The sequence below is a fragment of the Synechococcus sp. PCC 7502 genome (genome assembly GCF_000317085.1).
In the GTDB taxonomy this organism is placed as follows: domain Bacteria; phylum Cyanobacteriota; class Cyanobacteriia; order Pseudanabaenales; family Pseudanabaenaceae; genus PCC-7502.
The window spans coordinates 3328937-3350051 of record NC_019702.1; the positions used below are offsets into that span (position 1 = coordinate 3328937).

Annotated in this window: 28 protein-coding genes; 16 read left to right on the forward strand and 12 right to left on the reverse strand. The window is 41.5% G+C overall.

All coding sequences use genetic code 11. From position 1 onward, the window contains the following. Positions 1-62: 62 nt before the first annotated feature. Positions 63-458 (forward strand): DUF3110 domain-containing protein, encoded by a 396-nt coding sequence (locus SYN7502_RS16655; protein ID WP_015169894.1) that lies wholly within the window; start codon positions 63-65, stop codon positions 456-458. On the opposite strand, the gene SYN7502_RS16660 is transcribed toward SYN7502_RS16655, so the two are convergent. From SYN7502_RS16660 to SYN7502_RS20330, 5 genes are all read right to left on the reverse strand, one after another. Beyond that, a complete protein-coding gene (locus SYN7502_RS16660) occupies positions 455-1375 on the reverse strand; it encodes a tetratricopeptide repeat protein (protein ID WP_015169895.1) in 921 nt (306 codons plus the stop codon). The genes SYN7502_RS16655 and SYN7502_RS16660 overlap by 4 nt on opposite strands. 47 nt (positions 1376-1422) lie before the next feature. Further along, positions 1423-2613 (reverse strand): IS110 family transposase, encoded by a 1191-nt coding sequence (locus SYN7502_RS16665; protein ID WP_015169896.1) that lies wholly within the window; start codon positions 2611-2613, stop codon positions 1423-1425. 231 nt (positions 2614-2844) lie between these two features. Next, entirely contained in the window at positions 2845-3063 is a 219-nt protein-coding gene (locus SYN7502_RS16670) for a hypothetical protein (protein WP_015169897.1), read from the reverse strand. Next, entirely contained in the window at positions 3056-3244 is a 189-nt protein-coding gene (locus SYN7502_RS16675) for a hypothetical protein (protein ID WP_015169898.1), read from the reverse strand. The genes SYN7502_RS16670 and SYN7502_RS16675 overlap by 8 nt, the downstream gene beginning before the upstream one ends. Before the next feature lie 190 nt (positions 3245-3434). Then, positions 3435-3602, reverse strand: coding sequence for a hypothetical protein (locus tag SYN7502_RS20330; RefSeq protein ID WP_168130385.1), 168 nt, complete (start codon positions 3600-3602; stop codon positions 3435-3437). A 196-nt stretch (positions 3603-3798) separates the two neighbouring features. On the opposite strand from SYN7502_RS20330, the gene SYN7502_RS16685 reads away from it, so the two are divergent. Both SYN7502_RS16685 and SYN7502_RS16690 read left to right on the forward strand, forming a co-directional pair. Continuing rightward, positions 3799-4044: a helix-turn-helix transcriptional regulator gene (locus tag SYN7502_RS16685; RefSeq protein WP_015169900.1), complete on the forward strand. Its 246-nt coding sequence runs from the start codon at positions 3799-3801 to the stop codon at positions 4042-4044. Next, the gene (locus SYN7502_RS16690) at positions 4041-4499 is read left to right on the forward strand and encodes a hypothetical protein (protein ID WP_015169901.1); all 459 of its coding nucleotides are present in this window, start codon (positions 4041-4043) and stop codon (positions 4497-4499) included. The genes SYN7502_RS16685 and SYN7502_RS16690 overlap by 4 nt, the downstream gene beginning before the upstream one ends. Here the strand turns inward: SYN7502_RS16690 and SYN7502_RS16695 are convergent. Beyond that, on the reverse strand, positions 4496-5101 hold the full coding sequence (locus SYN7502_RS16695) for a tyrosine-type recombinase/integrase (protein ID WP_015169902.1): 606 nt from the start codon (positions 5099-5101) through the stop codon (positions 4496-4498). The two genes, SYN7502_RS16690 and SYN7502_RS16695, sit on opposite strands and share 4 nt — an antisense overlap. 262 nt (positions 5102-5363) lie before the next feature. Here SYN7502_RS16695 and SYN7502_RS16700 point away from each other — a divergent pair, with 262 nt between their 5' ends. From SYN7502_RS16700 to SYN7502_RS20780, 5 genes are all read left to right on the forward strand, one after another. Continuing rightward, positions 5364-5570: a hypothetical protein gene (locus SYN7502_RS16700; protein WP_015169903.1), complete on the forward strand. Its 207-nt coding sequence runs from the start codon at positions 5364-5366 to the stop codon at positions 5568-5570. A gap of 392 nt (positions 5571-5962) precedes the next feature. Further along, entirely contained in the window at positions 5963-6292 is a 330-nt protein-coding gene (locus tag SYN7502_RS16705; RefSeq protein ID WP_015169905.1) for a hypothetical protein, read from the forward strand. Between the two features lie 422 nt (positions 6293-6714). Continuing rightward, positions 6715-6993 (forward strand): helix-turn-helix domain-containing protein, encoded by a 279-nt coding sequence (locus SYN7502_RS20770; RefSeq protein ID WP_210391276.1) that lies wholly within the window; start codon positions 6715-6717, stop codon positions 6991-6993. Then, a complete protein-coding gene (locus tag SYN7502_RS20775) occupies positions 6990-7205 on the forward strand; it encodes a winged helix-turn-helix domain-containing protein (protein ID WP_210391275.1) in 216 nt (71 codons plus the stop codon). Before SYN7502_RS20770 ends, SYN7502_RS20775 begins: the two co-directional genes overlap by 4 nt. Positions 7206-7207: 2 nt before the next feature. Continuing rightward, entirely contained in the window at positions 7208-7774 is a 567-nt protein-coding gene (locus SYN7502_RS20780; protein WP_015167904.1) for an IS630 family transposase, read from the forward strand. A 119-nt stretch (positions 7775-7893) separates the two neighbouring features. On the opposite strand, the gene psaM is transcribed toward SYN7502_RS20780, so the two are convergent. Beyond that, positions 7894-7989, reverse strand: a complete 96-nt coding sequence (gene psaM / locus SYN7502_RS16720; protein ID WP_015169906.1) for a photosystem I reaction center subunit XII — start codon at positions 7987-7989, stop codon at positions 7894-7896. 66 nt (positions 7990-8055) lie between these two features. Further along, entirely contained in the window at positions 8056-8556 is a 501-nt protein-coding gene (locus SYN7502_RS16725; RefSeq protein ID WP_015169907.1) for a DUF2808 domain-containing protein, read from the reverse strand. A 253-nt stretch (positions 8557-8809) separates the two neighbouring features. Between SYN7502_RS16725 and SYN7502_RS16730 the strand changes: the two genes are divergently transcribed. Beyond that, positions 8810-9181, forward strand: coding sequence for a cupin domain-containing protein (locus tag SYN7502_RS16730; protein ID WP_015169908.1), 372 nt, complete (start codon positions 8810-8812; stop codon positions 9179-9181). 1 nt (position 9182) lies between these two features. On the opposite strand, the gene SYN7502_RS16735 is transcribed toward SYN7502_RS16730, so the two are convergent. Together SYN7502_RS16735 and SYN7502_RS16740 are read right to left on the reverse strand one after the other, a co-directional pair. Next, positions 9183-10496, reverse strand: coding sequence for a four-carbon acid sugar kinase family protein (locus tag SYN7502_RS16735; protein ID WP_015169909.1), 1314 nt, complete (start codon positions 10494-10496; stop codon positions 9183-9185). 27 nt (positions 10497-10523) lie between these two features. Continuing rightward, positions 10524-11072, reverse strand: a complete 549-nt coding sequence (locus SYN7502_RS16740) for a GNAT family N-acetyltransferase (protein WP_246828942.1) — start codon at positions 11070-11072, stop codon at positions 10524-10526. Positions 11073-11166: 94 nt separating this feature from the next. Here SYN7502_RS16740 and SYN7502_RS16745 point away from each other — a divergent pair, with 94 nt between their 5' ends. The 4 genes from SYN7502_RS16745 to priA all read left to right on the forward strand — a co-directional run bounded on the left by SYN7502_RS16745 (position 11167) and on the right by priA (position 15996). Then, positions 11167-11613, forward strand: coding sequence for an SRPBCC family protein (locus tag SYN7502_RS16745; protein ID WP_015169911.1), 447 nt, complete (start codon positions 11167-11169; stop codon positions 11611-11613). Between the two features lie 87 nt (positions 11614-11700). After that, positions 11701-12720, forward strand: coding sequence for a rod shape-determining protein (locus tag SYN7502_RS16750; RefSeq protein WP_015169912.1), 1020 nt, complete (start codon positions 11701-11703; stop codon positions 12718-12720). A gap of 51 nt (positions 12721-12771) precedes the next feature. Continuing rightward, a complete protein-coding gene (mreC, locus tag SYN7502_RS16755; RefSeq protein WP_015169913.1) occupies positions 12772-13509 on the forward strand; it encodes a rod shape-determining protein MreC in 738 nt (245 codons plus the stop codon). 63 nt (positions 13510-13572) lie between these two features. Further along, positions 13573-15996: a primosomal protein N' gene (gene priA / locus SYN7502_RS16760; RefSeq protein ID WP_015169914.1), complete on the forward strand. Its 2424-nt coding sequence runs from the start codon at positions 13573-13575 to the stop codon at positions 15994-15996. On the opposite strand, the gene SYN7502_RS16765 is transcribed toward priA, so the two are convergent. Then, positions 15986-17335 (reverse strand): O-antigen ligase family protein, encoded by a 1350-nt coding sequence (locus tag SYN7502_RS16765; RefSeq protein WP_015169915.1) that lies wholly within the window; start codon positions 17333-17335, stop codon positions 15986-15988. The genes priA and SYN7502_RS16765 overlap by 11 nt on opposite strands. Before the next feature lie 223 nt (positions 17336-17558). Between SYN7502_RS16765 and SYN7502_RS16770 the strand changes: the two genes are divergently transcribed. Next, complete coding sequence (locus SYN7502_RS16770; protein WP_015169916.1) at positions 17559-17840, forward strand: YiaA/YiaB family inner membrane protein; 282 nt, start codon at positions 17559-17561, stop codon at positions 17838-17840. 38 nt (positions 17841-17878) lie between these two features. Then, positions 17879-18532, forward strand: a complete 654-nt coding sequence (gene trmB, locus SYN7502_RS16775; RefSeq protein ID WP_015169917.1) for a tRNA (guanosine(46)-N7)-methyltransferase TrmB — start codon at positions 17879-17881, stop codon at positions 18530-18532. A 223-nt stretch (positions 18533-18755) separates the two neighbouring features. Here trmB and SYN7502_RS16780 read toward each other — a convergent pair whose 3' ends face one another. After that, positions 18756-19304 (reverse strand): PadR family transcriptional regulator, encoded by a 549-nt coding sequence (locus SYN7502_RS16780; RefSeq protein ID WP_015169918.1) that lies wholly within the window; start codon positions 19302-19304, stop codon positions 18756-18758. Between the two features lie 349 nt (positions 19305-19653). On the opposite strand from SYN7502_RS16780, the gene SYN7502_RS16785 reads away from it, so the two are divergent. Continuing rightward, positions 19654-21087: a carotenoid oxygenase family protein gene (locus SYN7502_RS16785; protein WP_015169919.1), complete on the forward strand. Its 1434-nt coding sequence runs from the start codon at positions 19654-19656 to the stop codon at positions 21085-21087. The last annotated feature ends 28 nt before the right edge of the window (positions 21088-21115 follow it).

Genomic DNA, 21115 nt, shown 5'->3' on the forward strand with positions numbered 1-21115 from the left:
TAAAATTGATTTAGAACACTGCCAATAACTTATAATCACAGGACTAAAAAAAGGAAAGACCAATGAAAGTATGGGTATTACTATTTAATGCAGATTCTCACAATCAGGGTATTTATACTCGCCTAGAAAATGGTAAAAATATTGTCTTGGCATTTACCCAAGAAGATGACGCTCTCAGGTATGCCATGTTGTTAGAAGCACAGGATTTTCCCAGTGCGGTCACAGAAAGTATTGACGAAAAAGAATTAGTGGAAATTTGTGAAGATACAGGACTAGGGCTGAATATTGTGCATGAAGATGAACTAGCCATTCCTCCCGCCCATAATGTCGAAAAAACTGACTGGCAATCCGATGATGATTTTGATGATTCAGATTTTGCCAGTGATGATGATGTCGAGATTTCTGCAGAGGCTTTAGAAATTGAAATTATGCGTCGTAAGCTTGAAGGATTACTTTAGGATTTTTTCGGAGTATTTTTGGGATCATTTTTGGTCAAAGGAATATTACTTTGATCAACTAAAGTTTTTAGGGTGGGAGTAGCTAGGATTGTTTTGGCATCCGCAAGGAGTTTGTCACCCCATAGATTTTCCTTCAAAAATTCGGGCTTGCCATAGCGCACATCTATTTTTAGAGCTTCCTCTGCCAGTCTTAATCCCTTGGGGCGATCGCCTTTAATATAAGTAGCTATACCCAATGCTAAACGGGACTCAGCCGCTTTATCTTCTATGGTTTCACCCTGGGCAATGGACTCTTCCCATTTTTTGATGGCAATATCCACATTTCCCCGTTCATATTCTACTAATCCAATATTATTAGTTGCTGCCCAAAACTTATCCTCTAGCTTGAGAACCTGATTAAATTCGGCGATCGCTTCATCGTAGCGTTTAGTTAAAAAATAAGCATTGCCAAGATCAAATAAAGCTGTGGGAGATTTAGGGGCAAGAGTCAAACCCTGTTTAAGTTTATCGATCGCCAATTGATAATTGGTATTGCGTAAATAGGCAGCCCCCAAACTGAAAAAGATCGAAGCATTATCCTTTTTAAGATTTAAAGCATTGGAAAATGAGGCGATCGCCTTGGGATATTCCTCTGTCCGTAAATAGATACTACCTAGCACTGCTTGGGTTTGATAGGACTGGGGCGATAATTGTACTGCAAGTCTGGCTCTGGATAAAGCTAGATCGTATTGCTGAAACTGTGCTAACTGGGCAGCATCCCGTGCCAGTGCCAGTGCTTGGGTCTCGACGTTGCCAAAATTAAGTTTGATTGTGTGGGGAATTAATGCTTGGGCATTTACTGGATTTACGGCATTGGCTAAAGTCATTCCATACGTCAGGGTGACTAAGGCAGCAGTTAGAGGAAGGCGATAATTCACAGGGATATTCTTAAAATTTCAATACACCATATTCAGTATAAACAGCTTTACCAGAAATAAAAAAGCATCTCAACCGCTTTAACACATACTTTTGATCTTACTAAGCGCATATTAATTCCATTGTCCTTGAGCCTATCCCTGTACTCTCCCAGCCATTTACCCTGTTCTGTGTCAGGTCTAAGACGCTTGATCTCTATACAGGTAAACTCCCACTGCCATAGGGCTATTCGGCATAGGTTAGAACCGCCGACTACCCATTTCATTTCCTTACCAGAGGACTTTTCCACAAGCCCAAAGCCAACACTGAGCTTAAAGCTGGACAGTGACCTATAACGCTTTGATGTGCCGTTATTTTTGCGGTTTTTGACCAGTTCCACGATTTCTTTATTGTCAGCACCTAGATAGGTTTCAAAGGGGTAGATCGTGCTTAGAATCATTGCCCTAACCCTTCTACCAAACTTGAACTTATCAAAGAGCTGATTATATTTATCGAACATTGGATCTTTGACGGTGCCAAATAGCGATCGCTCAATTTCAATTTCTTGGTCATGAATATCACATAGCCGTTTGGCATGGTGACGGGTAAATTCACTAATGCCATTACCGATTGTTGACACTAAAAACTTATTAAACTTATTGTTACTTTGAGTGCTAACCTTGCGACCTGCAATCCAACGCCATAGAGGGGCGGCTAAGTCATCTGACTTGGTGGCAGAATGTTCTGCGATTTCTGGCAGTTCATAAGCCAGACTTTGACGAATGCGATTAACGATCGGCGACTGGCATTTATTCAGGTGACATAGTTGAAGTGAGAGTTGTCGCAGCTCCCCACTAATTGAGAATGGGTCAAACTTGATAAAGTATTTTGGTTTGTGGCATCGTCTTAACCCATAGGTTGCCAGTGCCAAAGCATCGGCATAGTCATTTTTACCAGTTAAGCGATTGTCACGTCTAAAGCTTGCCAGTTCACAATGTCCTACCCAGAGAATTTCTACGCCGTTGGCGGCTAAAGTTTGCGCCCAGATTTTAGAATAGTTGACACCTGTTGGCTCCAAGATGGCGTATTTAGCTCCAAGCTCCAAGACCTCACGAATACCGTACTGGTTAGGGTACACTTTCTTAATTGATTGACCGTTATACTTCAAATAAGAGTTAAGATCATCGCCATCGTGATCGAGTAGGGCATAGACGATAAAGTGTGCGCTCACGTCTATTCCCAAGAATTTTTCAGTTTTCATGGTTGCAGTGGTTAGGTGAATTAATTCCAAAAACCCATTAACCCAGTCCGAGAATCACCCAAGCGTCACTAAGACCGATTCACTATGAAGACCAGTGGGTAAACAAAGGTAGAGAATGCGAAAATATAAAACCCATAAGGTCATTTCTTCTTAAATTCCCTACCTATGCTCTGATTGCTTTGGACACAATCAGAATTAGGCACTGTCGCAACAATGCCGATCCTGATTGGTTCAAAACATTACTAATGGTTCTGTCAATTCCAGAAATTTGATTGATTTTTCGTTTAATTCGACTAAATCTTGGAGAGCGTAAAATGACTCATGATCAAAAAGACCATTTTCTAAAATATGCTTTAAGTCTTGTTTAGCCTTAAGATTGCCTTGTTTTAAGACGTAATGTTGATAACATAAACCGTTCCAACCTTCTAGTTTAATTTCTTGTTTATCCATAGATTCCATCCTGAATAACATTGATTAAAAATTCAGCGTCACGGTGAGAGATTAGAAGCGTATCGCCATTACCAAAATGTGCGATCGCATTAGTTACCTCTCCTACTTCTTCATGCTCGACTAACATTATTTGATCTAGGTTGATCAAATTGCCAGATATGGGCAGTTCAATAAATTTCATGGCTGTATGTTTAGTGATTTGGATAGGAGAATATCGATCTGTCGTTTGGCGTATGCGATCGCATAATTTGAATCTTCAAACATGTGTTTAGCCTGAACCCATTGATAAGTTGCATAGCATATAAAACACTCCCACGCTCTAAATGTTTGAATAACCATGATCATCTGACCTCTGTAACTTTCTGTGTGAATCATGCTGATCTCCTAAAAAAGTTAGGGGACACACATCTTGCCCAGTGAGGAGTGCCGTCAGGTTCTACGGGCATCCAGTTTTTATTTTTAGTCTCAATCCAAAATATGCGGGCTTTGCAACGTTTGCAAAATCCCCCTTGTGCGCCGCTTGGTATGTGGTATTGCATAGAGTTTGGTTAATTTAAGGTATAGAAAATCCCCCCGTGCGATCGCTACGACTTATCGGGTTAATGGGATGATTAGGTTAAGAAATGGCGATCACTCACTGAGGGGCGATCGCTGTTTTATTTTCGTAAGCCAATGTTACACGCATGATACTTTATAAGTCAAGCGTGATATGTAAACTATCAAGAATGATATAATATGGAAAAAAAAGTATCACCATTAGCCATGCTTAGAAAAATTAGAGGCGACATTACACAGGATGAATTAGGTCAAGAGATAGGGGTATCTGGTCAGACTGTCGGGAGATGGGAGAGAGGAGATGTTGAACCATCTTTAAAACCTTGGCAAGTAAAAAAGCTTTGTAAATTTCTCAATATCACAATAGCTGATCTCCCAGATAGTTTCGCTCCGCAACCAATTCATACTGACAATACGGACAAGTGAGCGATCGCCAATATAAGCAACTATCCGTGCTTAACTACCTTGAACAGGTAGAACGCCCCGCCGTGGCAAAAAAGCCTAAGCCCAAGGTAGAGAGGGAAATGTACCCTAACTTTGCAGTGGGTGAAACTGTAGAGTATGTCTGTTGGTTAGCCAATAACGAACATGAAATAAGGACTGGCAAGATATTAAAAATCTTAGAAAGAGATTGGTATCAAGTAGATACCCTAGATGGGAATCAATTATTTTGCTCACACGTTGTAATTAAAAAAGTTAGGGAGCAAATACCAGAAACAAGTGAACTTTTAGATTGCTCCCTAACTAACAAAAAAACCCAAAATGACCACAAATCACCCCCCATCTACTACGAGATTAAACAGATCAAGGGTAGGTATTATAGATATGCCAGATGGAGAGAAGGAAAACGCCTTAAATCACAATACATAGGCAGAGCTTAGTTATAAATTCTGTTCATCGCTGATTGAATTTTCTGCTTTGACACTCCCAAATACCTTTGAGTAGTCAAAATACTGGCATGACCGATTAATTGCTGAATGGCATATATATCTAAGGCACCCTCCTCGTAGAGCTTAGTTATAAAACTTCTACGGAAAGTGTGAGTGCTTATACCTCGATGCTCCAACCCAGCCCGATCAACCGCAGTCCGTAGCCATTTATCCGCAGCAGAAAAAGTAATCGGATCATCTTTCTTGATCGAACTGGGGAACAAATAAACCTTTCCCAGTTCCCCACGATATGAGCTTAGATATTCCCGTAAGCGATCGCACACATAAGCCTGTCTAGTTTTCCTCTCCCCATTGGGTGAAGCTTTCCTAGTCATTGCCCGAAATGTAATCTCATTCAGTGGCTCTTTAATCCCTGAGTAGCACACATACACATCGCAGACCTGTAACTGGCAGATTGCTCCAAATCTCTCACCCGTGTAGCGGGCAATGTTAAAAAATAGCCTATGGCTATCTGATTGAAGCTGTCTATAAATTCTGTCAAGTTCGAGGTCTTTAAGAATTTCTGCCTGACCATGCCGATTATTTTTAGCCACATAACCTCTCACTTTTATAGTTCTGGGATACTAAAGTAAGAGATCGTTTTTTTTCTTACTTCAGAATTTACCGCAAAATGCCTTAAGCGTCTATGCTTTGGGCATTTTTATTAACTCCATCTTTTATGTAAAAGTGAGAAATTTACTAACAGGAAATAGGCGATTAATATCAACTCAACGCAGATAAAACTTGACAACGCAATTATGCTGCAACCTTACAAAGTCAAACGGCAGCGAACAAAACTTAAGGAATTTATAAATTATGGCTATTGTTGATATTAATGCTCTTGCCTTGACGGGAGCGATCGACGAAAACGGTTCTAAGAAATGGCAAAAATACACTAGCGACACAGGTGACGTTTACGCTGTAAACATTGACAAAAATATCGGTGTAGCTCTCGGCTTTGATGACTATGCAGCTACTGATGGGACTATTGCAGAAAAACCCGCTTCTTTAACTATGCGATAAGTCCACGCAGTAAGCGCAAACGGCAAGGTTAGAGCATCTTAATTTTGTTGGTAAGCCTACTGAAGATATTTATAAAGAAGGCGGGACTATCAAAGTTCCTAGAAAAAGTTATGCAACTGGCTTGGTTTTAAGTGTGACTGGCGTAACTGGCGAGAAAAGACGATTCCCCGGTGCTAATGATACTGGTGAAAATAGCGGAACTACTACTTAATCCAAATCGCAATCATGGCACTCTCAGAACTTATTTTGATTGGCTCATCCTGTCTAGTTCTGTTTTCAGAGTTCAAGAAACTTAAACAGGATGAGATTCTAAGCAAATTTGTTTCTGAGTCTCATGTGATCCTTGACCGACTAGACATAATCGAAGAAACTCTAATTAAACTTTTACGAAAATGACTGTACCTAGAATTATTGATTTATTCGGACCAAACGTTGTCCTAAATCTAACTGATAACCGCTTGGAGATTTCACTGGCTGATTTACAGACCTATGCCGAACTTACTACTTTAGATGACGAAAAAGGTCTGAATATCTTTGCAGCTATTATTCGCCAATCTCAGGACTATCTGGGAACTAGACCAGATGAAGCAATAAATGCAAAATCCGAGGTATCTGTGATCAGTCCAACTATTCGTAATAGTCTACAGAAAACAGAATATACCTTTGCTATCAGTTTCTACAACCCATACGCCAATCTAGTCTTTGATCCTGATAATGTCTAATTCCCAAGGAATGCAAGCTAAATACTGGGGATTGTAATAATAGTGGGTTATTTCAACCATCCAATTTGGATTCTAGATTTAGCTTTTCTTTAAAAGCAACTAGATTAAATACTCCATTTGCTGGACAAGTAGATAGACAGTATTTCTTTGGTAGAAGTGGCGACTACATATATGGGACTTTAATATGCGTATCTAATTCTTATATATACCAAGCTATACCTGATATTGATGGCAACGATTCTTTAGATTGGCGTTTTGACTACGCAATTTTATACCAAGGGTTTATCTATAGCTACAAAAAGGTTAGAACTGGATTTTTACCGATAGGTAATGGGAATGAACTTTTTCATACGGTTTACTACCAAATCGAAGAGTATAGGCTACAGATGGTATAAATATATAAACCGAGTTCAAAGAAAAAAATGGCAGGAGTATACAAATTAGAGATCAAAGAAAGTGAAGAAGAGCTAAAACATATGCTGAGAGTGCAAAAGACCGCATCAGATAAAGAAAGAATTCAGATGCTGTATCTGTTAAAAACAAAACAAGCAAGCACAATCCAGACAGCATCGACAATACTGGGACGGCATCGAGTTACATTGCAAGATTGGTTAGGGAATTATCGCAAAGGGGGAATAGTAGGACTAAACCTAGAACAGGGCGAAAACAGAGTATTCCACAATGGGCGCAGAAAGCATTGATAAAAAAGCTGGAAGAAGCAGAAGGCTTTGAAAGTTATGGGCAGATCTGCCAATGGTTAGAGAACCAATTAGGAATCAAATCAAACTATAAAACTGTGCATCATCTAGTCCGATATCGGCTGAAAGCCAGACCGAAAGTGACACGTCCAGTCAGCGCAGGAAAGTCAGAAGAGCAAGTAGAAGCATATAAAAAAACCTTGCCAGTATTATAAGCATGATTGCTTGGTTTGGCATTAATATAATCGGACTAAATGGCAAAGTGAGATTCTTTTGTCAAGATGAAACACGAATTGGGTTAAAGACAATTAGTGGAAGGAAGATCACAGCAAGAGGAGTCAAACCCAAAGGTAAAGTTCAGTGGCAGTTTAAGGCAACTTACCTCTATCGAATTGTAGAACCATCAACAGGGGAAAGCTTTTTCTATGAATTTACTCACCTTAATAGTGAATGCTTCCAAGTATTTCTGAACTTAGTAAGCGCATATTTTCAAGGTGACATCATCGTTATGCAAGTGGATCAAGCAGGAGCACACAGAGCAAAACGGTTAAAGATTCCTAAAAATATTATTTTGCTATTTCAGCCTGCCCATGCACCTGAGACTAATCCCATTGAAAGAGTGTGGCAGCATTTCAAATTAGGGTTGAGGTGGAAACTGCCAAAAGATCTTGACCAGTTGCGTGCATTAATGCGGGAAAGGTTAGAAGTTATGACTCAGGAGGTAATTGCTTCGATTGTTGGGTGGGATTATATTTTAGAGGCTTTATCTGTAGCTCGTATTTAACGATTTGGTATTAGCTCACAAAAAAGCCCATAGAAAAGCGCACAAAAAATAGATACAGAAAATCGACCTCTGTATCCACAAATTAATATTATGCTATGGGATCAAAATGGAGTAAAAGCCTATTCCGCAAGGGCTGTGCCAAGCATCAAAGCTAAAACGGCAGGCAACAGAGCGACGACTAAAGCGGTCAACACTTGAGCATCTGATAAACTCATAAAATTCCTCTATTAAAAAAAGATAGATTTAGTTTAACAATATATCAGCAATATGCCAGAGAAAGTTTACTCAAACCCAATTACCCAAGAGCCGACATAACGCAAAAGTGGTAACTCGGCTGGTCCCATCACCCTGGCATCAAACTGATATAAGCCAGCATAAAATGGATTACGGACATTGGACAGTACGAGTTTCAACGCTCGCCCTGCGGGAATTGGTTCCTTGGTGACAACTTCTATACGGCGGTTCTCTTTATCCCAAGAAGCCTTCTCTAGATCTAAGTTGCGATCGTTGTAACGGAGATCAATTGACTGCGGATCAATCTCGCCATCATAGTTATCACGGTAGGTAACTATAACCTGAGAAATTTGAGTTTTTTGGGCAGGTATATCCAGATAATAGCGATCTATTTGTCTGGCTCTACCCCCATCAAGCCGATAGGACAAAGCGCTATCTCTCACATTTCCGAATAAAACTATCCCTGAACCAGTTTGGGCAAGACTAGCAGCAGCCGATGTAATTCCGAGAGCAAGGCAGCAAGAATATAGGATAAATCTTTTAGACATAGGTTCTTTAATGATGATCGGTTGTGATGGTCGATTAAGGAGGCAATTAATTGTATTGACGAAAAAGTTGAATATTTTGATTCAGGCTGACTGGATAAACTAGTGGGTAAACTAATTCTAAATCACGACTAGAAATTTCAGCCGATATTTTATCCTGTCCTCATTTTTGATCCGATGATTATAACTAAAGTAATTACAGGAATTACAAGTGCTGCATACAAAAACTTAATCAGACTATGGAGTTTAACCATACATGACCTCAAGAGTATTTGCCAGTTCCAACTTTTTGGAGCCTAGTGATGCTGAACCAATTCGCACAGTTGTCACTGAATCAGAACATGCGGCGGTGATCGCTTGGCATCTTAACCCTCACCAAATCATCTCGGCTCATATTCATCCTTACGGACAGGATACATGGACGATCCTAGCTGGGGAGGGGCAGTACTTCCTTGATGAAACGGGAAATACGCAAATAATTAGGGCGGGAGATGTCGTGGTTGCCCCGATTGGGAATGTGCATGGGGTAATTAATACTGGCACGGAGCCATTGATCTTTATTTCTGTGGTTACACCCTCTAGTGCAGGTTATGAGATAGTTTTTATAGAAAATGCTAGAGCTAATTAATCTAGCTCGCTAAGCGGAGATAAACCGTGGCTAAGGCTTCAGCGTTACCGACATTACCGGGAAACAATACGACTGGTAATTTAGGAAATGGGAAATGAGCATCAGGGGTAATGACCACGGAGCAACCCGCTAGAACCTGTCCTAAAAGTCTGGCTGTTGGTAGTTTTAGTCCCGTACTTAGCACATCGTTAGAGGTAATACCGCCCTTACTAATCAAAAAGCCAATATCCTTAGGTAAGCCTTGAACTATATCCATTAGTAACTGTGATACTTTTTTGCCAAAATCTAACCTAGTCTCAATATCAGCAAATTCCAGTTCCCTACGGCTAGTAAAGATAACAGGGGTTTTACCTATGTCATAGATTTGCTTGATTTTAGCTAATATTTCCCCTAGCAACTCCTGTGAATCCCGACTTGAAAGCAGTAGGCTGACATCTATTTCTACAGGTGCGGTAGTAGGAATTTCTAGGAGTTTTTGCAATTGTTCTGTGGTTTTCTGAACGTGGGAACCAACTATTACGACTCCTGCTCTGCCATTACGGACATACTTTGACATCTCCTCGGCGGGAATAGGCTGGGGTGGCAACTGTGCCAAGGCAGTTAATAAACTAGCAGCGCTGCGAAATAAAAACTTTTTACCCTGATCAGCCGCAGTTAGTATGTCTTCGGCAAAATGGCTCATATCTGCTTGGGTTTCGGCATCAACAACCCCGCACTGGTTATCTTTTAACTGAATTAATCTATCTAGGCAGCCCGATCGCACATCTGCTAATAAAAATCTTTCAACCGCACCACTTTTAATTTTGCCTTGGGTTTTTTCCTCTACATAATCGGGCAAATAGCTATGGGTATAGCCAAATACGGAATCTTGGGCAAATTCAGTTAAGTGGGTAGGAGTAGGTACGCCATTAACTACTAAGTAATGAATGCTATCACGGGTAAATCTGCCTCCTTCAAAAAATGCTGGCACCAAAAAATGAGCATCAAATCCACCTAATTCCTCGGCGATCGCATCGGTTTCAATTGGATAATGCCCCCGCAAAGTAGAATCAGACCGACTAACTATTAAAAAGTCTGTAATTTCTTCTAGTTGTAGAGCAATTTTTAGATTACGGCATACCTCACGGGTAATTTTATCGGCATCATTTGGGGCGATCGCTCTGGTGTTGGTTAGCACAAAAAATATGGGTGAAGTATCCCTTAAGCCAGTTTGTAAAGTCTCTACATCCCATTGGGTTAAAAGTAGGCAACCATGAACAGTCTGGGAACCAGTGGGATCATCATCTAGGACTATAATCTTGGATTTGGATGTCATATAGGATTAGCCATGGGAAGTCCAGAGTTATTCGCAGGTTAGGAGCATTTCAAAGGTGCTAGTGCGGAAGCCGCAAGCAGAATATAACTTAAAGGCGGCATCGTTGGCAACCAAAGTATTTAACCGTAGTTGCTTAACTCCCAACTGGCGAAAGTGGTCTATGGTCTGCTTTACCATCTGTCGGGCAATTCCTTGGTGGCGATATGGTTCTTCGACCCAAAGGTCTTGGATATAGCCATATTCTTTTAGATGATAGATCGGTATTTCTGTTTCTAAGGTAGATACCATATACCCAACCAATAAAACGTTCGAGTCAGATTTAGTCTCAGCAACCAAACACAGATGGCGAGAATCTTTTATTAGTCTTCTCAGCCAGTTTTCGTAAAGCTGTCCTTGATTCGGCAAGAAATTATATCGTTCCGTATCTAGGGATTTATGGAAATCGGTAACTTGTTCGATAAGATGGAACATCAAAGGAATGTCGTTGGGCTGGGCGGCTCGAATTTGGGGTGGGTCTATAAAAATCATCGCTTTAATTGTCTTGGTTGTTAAGTTTTCTCTTTTATACTGTGGCACTTATACTTGGTCACTATCCTGTAAGTCCCGATCTTTTACCGATTTTTTTAAAGAGCGGCAAGATAGAATGGGGAAAACAAAAAAGTTATAAATCATGGCTGAGTGGCTAGAGCATACTGTCCAAGTTGAGGTTAATCATTCTATCGATCAAGTCTGGAGTCTATGGTCAAGTTTAGAATTAATGCCCCATTGGATGAAGTGGATTGAGTCGGTAAAAATTCCACCCGATCAACCAGGCATTTCTAATTGGGAACTCGGTACCAGTGGCTTAACTTTTACTTGGCGATCGCGCATTTTAAAGCAAATTACCAATCAAATTATTCAATGGGAATCAATTGACGGCTTACCCAATCGGGGCGCAATTAGGTTCTATCGCCGTCCTACTGGCACAATTGTTAAGCTTACGGTTGCCTATGCTTTACCTAGTATTGTTAAACAGGTTTTAGATGGTTTATCGATCCCCAAAGTCGTGGAATCTACACTCCAAGCTGACCTAGAAAGATTTCGTACCTACATGGACAACCATGCTAAGGTTAGCTAGACTAAACGTCACCATTAGTAATAGAATTTTCAGGCATCTTTGATTAATAAATTAAAGATTAATAATTTGAAAGGTTAAAAGACTTTTGTGGGAATTTTCTCAAAGGATATAGGTATTGATCTCGGCACTGCTAACACTCTGATCTATGTTTCGGGTGAAGGAATTGTTTTGCAAGAGCCTTCTGTAGTGGCGATTGATCAACGAGATAAAACTTTTTATGCGGCTGGGGTTGAAGCTAACAAAATGATTGGGCGCACCCCTGGAGACATAGTTGCGGTTAGACCGCTTAAAGATGGTGTAATTGCTGATTTTGATGCTGCCGAAATGATGCTAAGGGCATTTATTATCAGAGCAAAGCGGCGCAGTTTGTTTAATCCTCGGATTGCGATCGGGATTCCCAGTGGCGTTACGGGTGTAGAATGGCGGGCTGTGATGGATGCCGCTCGTAGGGCAGGTGCTAGGGAAGTTTACCCCATTGATGAACCAGTTGCCGCAGCGATCGGGGCAGGTTTACCAGTAACTGAAGCCACAGGAAATATGATTATTGACATTGGTGGCGGTACAACAGAAGTTGCGGTTTTAAGCCTACAGGGTATTGTTCTCAGCCAGTCTGTGCGGGTAGCAGGGGATGAACTGACCGAAGCAATTATTAGCTACATGAAAAAGGTGCATAATCTGGCGGTGGGTGAGCGCAGTGCCGAGCAAATTAAAATTGAAATCGGTTCCGCCTATCCTACGGCTGAAGAACTATCGATGGAAGTGCGGGGAAGACATTTACTCTCTGGATTGCCTCATACGGTAATTGTCAAAGCCACCGAGATTCGGGAAAGTATGGCAGAACCTTTGTCGGTGATTGTTGAGGCGGTAAAGCGTACCTTAGAAAATACTCCGCCCGAATTAGCATCAGATATTATTGATCGGGGTATTATGTTAGCAGGTGGTGGAGCCTTGCTCACTGGGATCGATACTTTAATTAGTCACGAAACGGGTATTGTCACTCACATTGCCCCCGCCCCTCTTAACTGTGTGGTGATGGGTGCAGGAAAAGTGTTAGAGGATTATAAGAAACTGGGTAGAGTTTTAACTAGTCGCTTAAATCGCCTCTAGTTTTTGCCTCTGGTTTTTGTCTTTAGTTTTTAAAGATGTGTGTATTTAAGTATGGAATCCTTACGTCGGCATTGGCAACGCTACGCTTTACAGCTAGGTATGGCACTGGCAGGGCTAATTTTGGCGTGGATGATTCGTCAAACCAATGGCGTGTTTTTAATGGAGGCATATCAATTTTTGAGTGCGCCATTTCAGCCTAGCTTTTCTCGGCAGGAGGTGATGCAAGACGCTAGGGTGAAGGAGCTACAGAATCGTCTCACTGAGTTGGAAAATCAAAATCAACAGTTTCGGAAAATTTTAGGAGAAAAGTCAATTATTTCTGGTTCAGGTACTTGGGCACCGATTATTGGGCGTAGTGCCGATTCGTGGTGGCAACAAATTATCATCGGTCGGGGCAGTAGTGATGGGATTAAATCGGGGGCGATCGCCGTTGGCACAGGAGGATTAGTGGGTAGGGTTACCGATGTTTCTTCCCATAGCAGCCGAGTATTATTAATTAGTGATCCTACAAATCAAGTGGGAGTTGTGGTCAGTCGCAGTCGTTATATGGGCATATTGCGGGGACAAAGCCAAAACTTAGGGATCATTGAATTCTTTGACCGTGATACCGATGCCAAACGGGGAGATATTATTGCCACTTCGCCCTTTAGTAAGCTTTATCCTGCGGGTATTCCTATTGGGAGAATTCGCTCTGTGAACTTAGATAAACAGCCAGCCCCAGAGGCGATCATTGAGTTTACGGTACCGATGTCTTTACTAGAGTTTGTGCAGATTTATCCTAAGGATTGATTGGCTTAGATTCGAGTTGTCCCCACAAGTTATTTCCAGAGGTGTAGGGAAAGTTTAAATGCCATGAAGCAAGTCAATGTATTAGTAGATTGTGTTGGCATAGATGGGGTTTTGAGCTATCGGGTTCCCGATCAACTTACAGTTAAAATTGGAGATATTTTGACCGTACCCCTAGGCACAAGATCTGTGGGAGCGATCGCTGTTGAATTAATTGATCTGCCCTTAGATTCACTAGATTCTTTAAATTCTGAGTATGAACTTAAAGAAGTGCAAAGTGTTGTTAATACTGGCTTATTTCCTTCAGGTTATTGGCAATTACTAAATCTCACAGCTTCCTATTATCGAACTTCTTTGATCCAAACGGCGAAGGTGGCTTTACCGCCCAATTTATTAGATCGGTCGAGCTATCGGATTAAGGTCAACCAAAATATTGATCCCCAGCCTGAAAAACTGACAGTCGCAGCTCAAGTGGTCTGGGATTTTTTACATGAACACCCAAAACCTTTAACCCGTCGCTATATCACACAGAAGTTACCTAAATATGCCGCCAGTGGACTGCGATCGCTAATGAGTCTTGGATATATTGCCACTGAACTGGAACCACCCCGTAAACCTCAACCCAAATTTGAAAATGTCGTAGTTTTAATTAAGCTAGATACCGAGGAAATTAGTAGTCGCCACAAAGAAATTCTCCATACTTTAGCCCAAGCCGGCGGTGAGTTATCCCAACCCGAATTAATTACTAAAGCTAAAACCACAGGAGCTACCCTTAAAACTCTGGTACAGAAAGGATTAATTGCGATTACGCCAAGGGAATGTTTACGTTTAGGTGGAAAAACCCATTTTGTCCAGAGCGATCGCCCCAAAGCTTTAACGCCCGATCAAACTCAAGCCCTCACCAGTATTCAATCTCTTTTTAATCAATCTGCTACTATGCTTTTGCATGGAGTCACGGGATCGGGGAAAACCGAAGTTTACTTACAGGCGATCGCTCTAGTTTTGGCAATGGGAAAATCAGCTTTAGTTTTAGTCCCTGAAATTGGCTTAACCCCGCAACTTACCGATCGATTTAGAGCCAGATTTGGCGATCTCAAAGTTAATCTTTATCATAGTCGGCTTTCCGATGGGGAACGGTTTGATACTTGGAGACAAATGTTGGATGGCAGTTCCCAAATTTTAATTGGTACTCGTTCGGCAGTCTTTGCACCTCTACATAATCTGGGCATTATTATTTTGGATGAGGAACATGATCCCAGTTTTAAGCAGGATCAACCCCAACCCTGTTACCATGCCCGTACTGTGGCGGAGTGGCGATCTCAATTGGCAGAATGTCCTTTAGTTTTAGGTTCTGCTACCCCTTCGGCGGAAGTGCTTCATGCGATCGCTTCTCAACCTGATGTGCAGTACCTAGCTTTGCCTGAACGGATTGGCAATAAGCAAATGCCTAAGATTCAAATTGTCGATATGCGGTCAGAATTGCAGTCTGGCAACTGGTCGATTTTTAGCCGAGATTTACAAGCAGCGATCGCCGAAATGCAAACCCAAAAAAAGCAAGGAATTTTATTTATCCATCGCCGTGGGTACAGCACTTTTGTATCTTGCCGCAATTGTGGTTATGTCAGTAATTGTCCCCGTTGTGATGTTTCCCTTTCCTATCACCACGAAGCCCATGACCATAATATGCTGCGCTGTCATTACTGTAATTATTCTGAGGGAAAAGCCAGTAAATGTCCTAGTTGCGACTCTCCCTACTTTAAGCATTTTGGCAGTGGCACCCAAAAAGTGGAACAAGAACTAGCAAAGCTCTTTCCTGAACTCAAAATTCTGCGGTTTGATAGTGATACCACTCGCAATAAAGATCAACACCGTCATTTATTAGAAAAATTCCAAGCGGGAGATGCGGATTTATTAGTGGGAACGCAAATGTTAACCAAAGGCATAGATATTCCCCAAGTTACCCTAGTTGGTGTCATTTCCGCCGATGGCTTACTGAATTTTTCCGATTATCGGGCGGGAGAAAGAGCGTTTCAGATTTTAACCCAAGTGGCAGGAAGAGCAGGACGGGGGACAGAAGTTGGCGAAGTGATTATCCAAACCTATACCCCCGAACATCCCGTGATCGAAGCTGTGAAAAATTATGATGGGGATGCGTTTATGCGATCGGAACTGGAAACTAGAACTGCCTTGAACTATCCCCCCGTGGGACAAATGGCACTAATTCGCTTAAATAGTGAAAACTCTGACCTAGTGGAATCCGTGGCGATCGCCCTTAGTGAAGACCTCAGAACTCGGTCGGAATTATGGGAAGTTCTCGGTGCAGCCCCTGCCACAATTACAAGGGTAAATAATCGTTATCGCTGGCAGATTTTGCTCAAATTTCATCCCCAAAACCTGAATCATATTCCCACCTTAGATGATCTAAAAGCATGGATAAATTCCTCTGAGGTGCGAGTAGCGATCGACATTGATCCTTTAACTATTCTTTAATTTCATTTTGCCCTTCACTTTGATCTTCATTTAGAGTTTTGTAATTCGGGATTGAATAATCTTGATGGTTTTGTGCAGACACTCCATATACAATTCCCAATAAAATCCAAAACAGCATATTTACTCTGGGTTCGTAGAAAACCACGTCTAAAAAGCCAGATAGCATAAATAGAGCGATCGCCACAATTACAGCAAATACTAAACTCTGATTTGGCTTGGGTAAGTTTGCTTTTAAGCCTATCCAAAGTATCCATCCCACCATTGCCAGAAATCCCAGCAGTAAAGGAATGCCACCCGCCACAGCTAAAGTTAAATAAAAATTATGCTCGTGGGGCAACCCCCGTAAATCGTAGCCCATACTTTTAGCAATTAGGTCAAAGCTGCGTAAACCCCATCCCTGAATTGGTCGCAGTTGGATCAAATCCGTAGCAAACTGCCAAGCATGAACCCGATTAACCGTAGATAGGTAATCACTTTGACTAGAATTAATCGTACTCTCTAGTCTGGTAATTATGCCCGTGGGAAACAGCACCCGCAGCCATTCTCCCCCTAATCCCAAAAACTTACCCCACGCTGCCCATAGCACTAGAATTAGACTACCGACGATGCCACCGACCACATACCAGTAACGATGGTAAGCGGCTAAAGCAATGATGCCTAGACCCAGTAGGGCGATCGCATTACGGGAACTACTAAAAAATATAGTTACTAGCCCCAAACCCAAGGCAATCCAAGTTAAGTAGCGAATTAAATAGTGGCTAGGTTGATCGAATTTTTTGCTTACACCCGATCCTCTAGATTTTAAAAAGGCGATTGCTATCACCAAAATCATTGCTAAATAAACACCTAATTCACCGTAATCACCAAAGAAAGAAGTAATGCGACCATCAGAACTCAGCCCTAATTTGATCTCATAAGCATTAAAAAGCCGAGGTAAATGCCAATTGGGTTGATTGACGATCACCTGCACTAATCCCAAGCCACTAATCGGAATTGAACCAATTATGAGTAAATTCAGAATATGTGCCAATTGTTGAGGGGTTCTAACTAGAAGTTGAGCGATCGCAAATAGGAGAAAAAAAGGTAAAAAATTAAATAACCCCGTCCATGCCACACTGGGATCAAAGGCGGTAAAAGTGGTGATTATTAGCCATCCTGATATTGCCAGCCAGCCCCGATTAATAGAGTTATCTAGCGATCGCCAGCCCTGCTTGATTAAAAACAATAAAATTAAAAAACCACCCAGTAAAGGGCTTAAAATACTTTGTAAGGGCAGAACTAAAGCAATAATCTGTAATAACAACCCATAGAAATTGGAAGGAAAAAATAGCTTTAACAAAACATCTCATCAAAAACCTAGCTTAACCATAGCAACTTCAGATAGTAACTTCAAGTTCAAGGAGTTCAATGCAGCGATCACCATTTACAGCTAAAAGTACTGTCTTCTCAGTGAAAGTTAAGGTATTGAGGATATTCCAGTTCTAAAAGTGGCACAGGCACAAATAGTTCTGAGCATTACTATCGCTAATATTAATTCCAAACCTAATGCTGGAATAAAGACTATGATTAAACAAATTGGCTTTGAGAAAGATACAACTGCGTGGATTGCCCAAGTCTGGGTTTCTTTCCTACTGGCAACTTCAGCAACGACCGTGGGAATTATTTATTTTCCTGTAGATATATGGGTAAAAAGCTATATGGGTATTAGTTTTGCCTTTTCTATTAGCTCAACATTTACGCTTGCTAAAACCATCAGAGATAATCAAGAAGCTAATCGTCTAACGGCACGAATTGATGAAGCCAGAGTCGAAAAAATTTTAGCCGATCACCATCCACTTAAATAATCAAACAATAATCACGCAATAATTACAGCACCGCCCCGATGAAAGCAATTCGAGTTAGAGAACATGTCAATCCCCTTGGCAAAAAATATCAAGAACCAACACCCCCTCCCCATTGGCAGAAAATTTATGCTGATTTTTCCCAGCCCCTCAGTTTAGATATTGGTTGTGGTAAGGGTGAATATATCCTCAAAATGGCGCAGTTAAAACCTGACTGGAATTGGTTAGGCTTAGAAATTCGGGAACCTTTAGTGGAACGGGCAATCGCTATTCAAAATTCCCTTGGTTTAAAAAATCTCCACTACCTATTTTGTAACGTTAATGTTTCGCTCAGGCATTTACTCCCTCCGAATTCTGTGCATCAAGTCAGCATTCAATTTCCCGACCCTTGGTTCAAACGCCGACAACATAAACGCCGCACCGTCCAACCCCAACTGGTGGCAGATTTAGCAATGGTGTTAGTGCCTAATGCTCAGATTTTGCTGCAATCGGATATTGAAATGGTGGCAAAGGAAATGCTCAAATATTTTGAAGCTGATCGCAGATTTAACAATTTAGCGGGAACGGGTAATTTTGCCGATGATAGTTGTTATCCTGCCCATGAGTTAACAGATCGAGAAGAATGGACAATTACCACAGGCGGCACAGTTTATAGGAGCCATTTAAAATTTATGGGAGTTACTCTTTTAAACTGATAAAGTTCAAACTTATAAAGTACTGATAGGACGGAGTTTAAAGGTTCTGCTCCTAACCCCTTTTTAGTCTAGGTTTTTCTTCTACCGCCTAAGTCCTGAAACTCCTACTTACAGTCTTTTTTGGATTTGTATATATGGGGTACAGGGATGGAACCCCACACCTCAACGTATCCCTTAATCATTAAATAGGCTGTACTACTTTACAAAGTTTAAAGCATTACCTCTAAGCGTTCTCATGCCAACTTGCTAAGAGTCCTAAAGTTTCATCACACCAGTCGATCCAACCTTTTTCAAAGTTAATCCCTCGGCGAAGAGTCAAATAAGCAAAGCGGGACTCTTTCGGGCAGTCTTGGGACGAACTAAAAAAGTTACGCTCGATTGCTCGATATATCTCCAGTTGTTGTTGATGTAATTGACGATGCGTTTGGATTTGTTGGGCGATCGCTTCTTCAGGGATGAGATAACCTGCATATATTTTAAGTAGAAATTCATCTTTAACGGTGGCAACTTCGCTAGATTGCAGCAGCCATGTTTTTAGGTGGGACAAACCTAAATCATTTACGGAAAATATTTTTTTATCAGGTCGCCCCTCTTGAGCGATCGCCTCAGCAACGATCCAGTTTTGCTGCTCTAGCTTGGTTAATTCACGATAAATCTGTTGGTGCGTTGCTTGCCAGAAAAATCCCACAGTTCCATCAAATTGTTTGGCAAGGTCGTAACCGCTTTTGGGTTCGCAAATCAGGGAAACCAAGATGGCGTATGCAAGAGACATAGGTTTGAAATTTATTTGGGTTGAGGTTGACATATACACTTAATTGAATATACATTATCTAGCATATTCAACTAATTTAATATTAACTTAGTTGAATACAAAAGCAGACTTAAAATAGAGCTATGAGTCAAAAAATCTTGATTGTACAAGGGCATCCTAACCTCACCAGCTATTGTTCTGGCGTTGCTGAAGCTTATAAGAAGGCGGCGATCGCACTCCTAATAACGCAGGAAATTATCCCGAAGATGATCTTGTTACCATAGCGACCGAACAAGGCTGGCAATTTACCCATAAAGACGGAACCCCTTATTCTTCTTGAAATCTATTAGAATCCATTAAAGAGAAAACTATGACTACAACTATTGACAAACAAGCAAAGCAAGCATCTTGGGCAAAGGCGATCGCTAAACCAGCTAGCGAATTTCCTCTCACCCAACTCTCGACAATCTCTGGGCAAATCCCCGAAAATCTCAAAGGTTCTCTCTATCGCAATGGACCCGCAAGATTGGAACGTGGTGAATTTCATGTGGGGCATTGGTTTGATGGCGATGGAGCGATTCTGGCGGTACATTTTGCCGAAGGACAAGCCCGTGCAACCTATCGCTATGTGCAAACTGCAGGATATCTGGAAGAAGAAAAAGCCAACAAATTGATTTATGGCAATTATGGTATGACCGCTACAGGTGCATGGTGGCAACGTTTCAGTAAGTCTTCCAAGAATGTGGCGAATACCTCTGTGATTGCCTTACCCGATAAACTTCTCGCCCTGTGGGAAGGAGGATTGCCCCATGCCCTCGATTTGGAAACGCTAGAAACATTTGGCATAGAGAATCTCGAAGGTTTGGAAAATCGACTTCCCTATTCGGCTCATCCTAAGCATGATGCTAATACTGGTGAGATTTTTAACTTTGGGATTTCCTATGGTAAGAATGCGATTTTGCATCTTTATCGCAGCGATCGCAATGGTAAGCTCATCAGAAAGAATCAGGCAACTTTGGCAGGGCTATCAATGATTCATGATTTTGTCCTCGCAGGAGATTATTTAATTTTCTGTGTACCACCTTTGCGGCTGAATCCATTTCCTTTGCTCCTGAATTTAAAGAGCTACAGCGATTCCTTAGCTTGGAAGCCTGAAGAGGGAACGGAAATTTTAGTATTTGATCGCCACAATCTTGAATTAGTCAGTCGCAGTGTTGCGGAACCCTGGTTTCAATGGCATTTTGGTAATGGCTATAGCGATCGCGATGGCAATGTCGTATTCGATTTGATTCGCTATCCTAACTTTGCCACCAATCAATATCTCAAAGAAATTGCCTCTGGTAAAACTAAAACTCACGCCCAGGGAACGCTCTGGAAAATGCGCCTAAATCCCAAAACTGGTGAATTTTTGGAGATGTCAGAGTTATGCGATCGCGGTGCTGAATTTCCTAGTGTTGCCCCTGACCAAGTTGGACAAAACTCACGCTATACCTATCTTTCCATTCATCGCCCTGATGCTGTAATTAATCAAGAACTATTCGGGGCGATCGCTCGTTATGATTACCAAACTAATAAGCTTACCGAAGCCAATCTTGGTAAAAATCGCTATCCAATGGAACCATTATTTGCACCTGACTCATCTAATCCTGATACTGGTTATGTGATTACAGTTGTCTTTGATGGCGATCGCGAATGTTCGGAAGTATGGGTGTTTGATAGCGATCGCTTAGACTCTGAGCCAGTTTGTCGTTTAGCCTTGCCGAGCATTGTGCCAATGGGGTTTCATGGCACTTGGCGTTCATAGGGCGATCGTAAACTCAATATACTGCTCA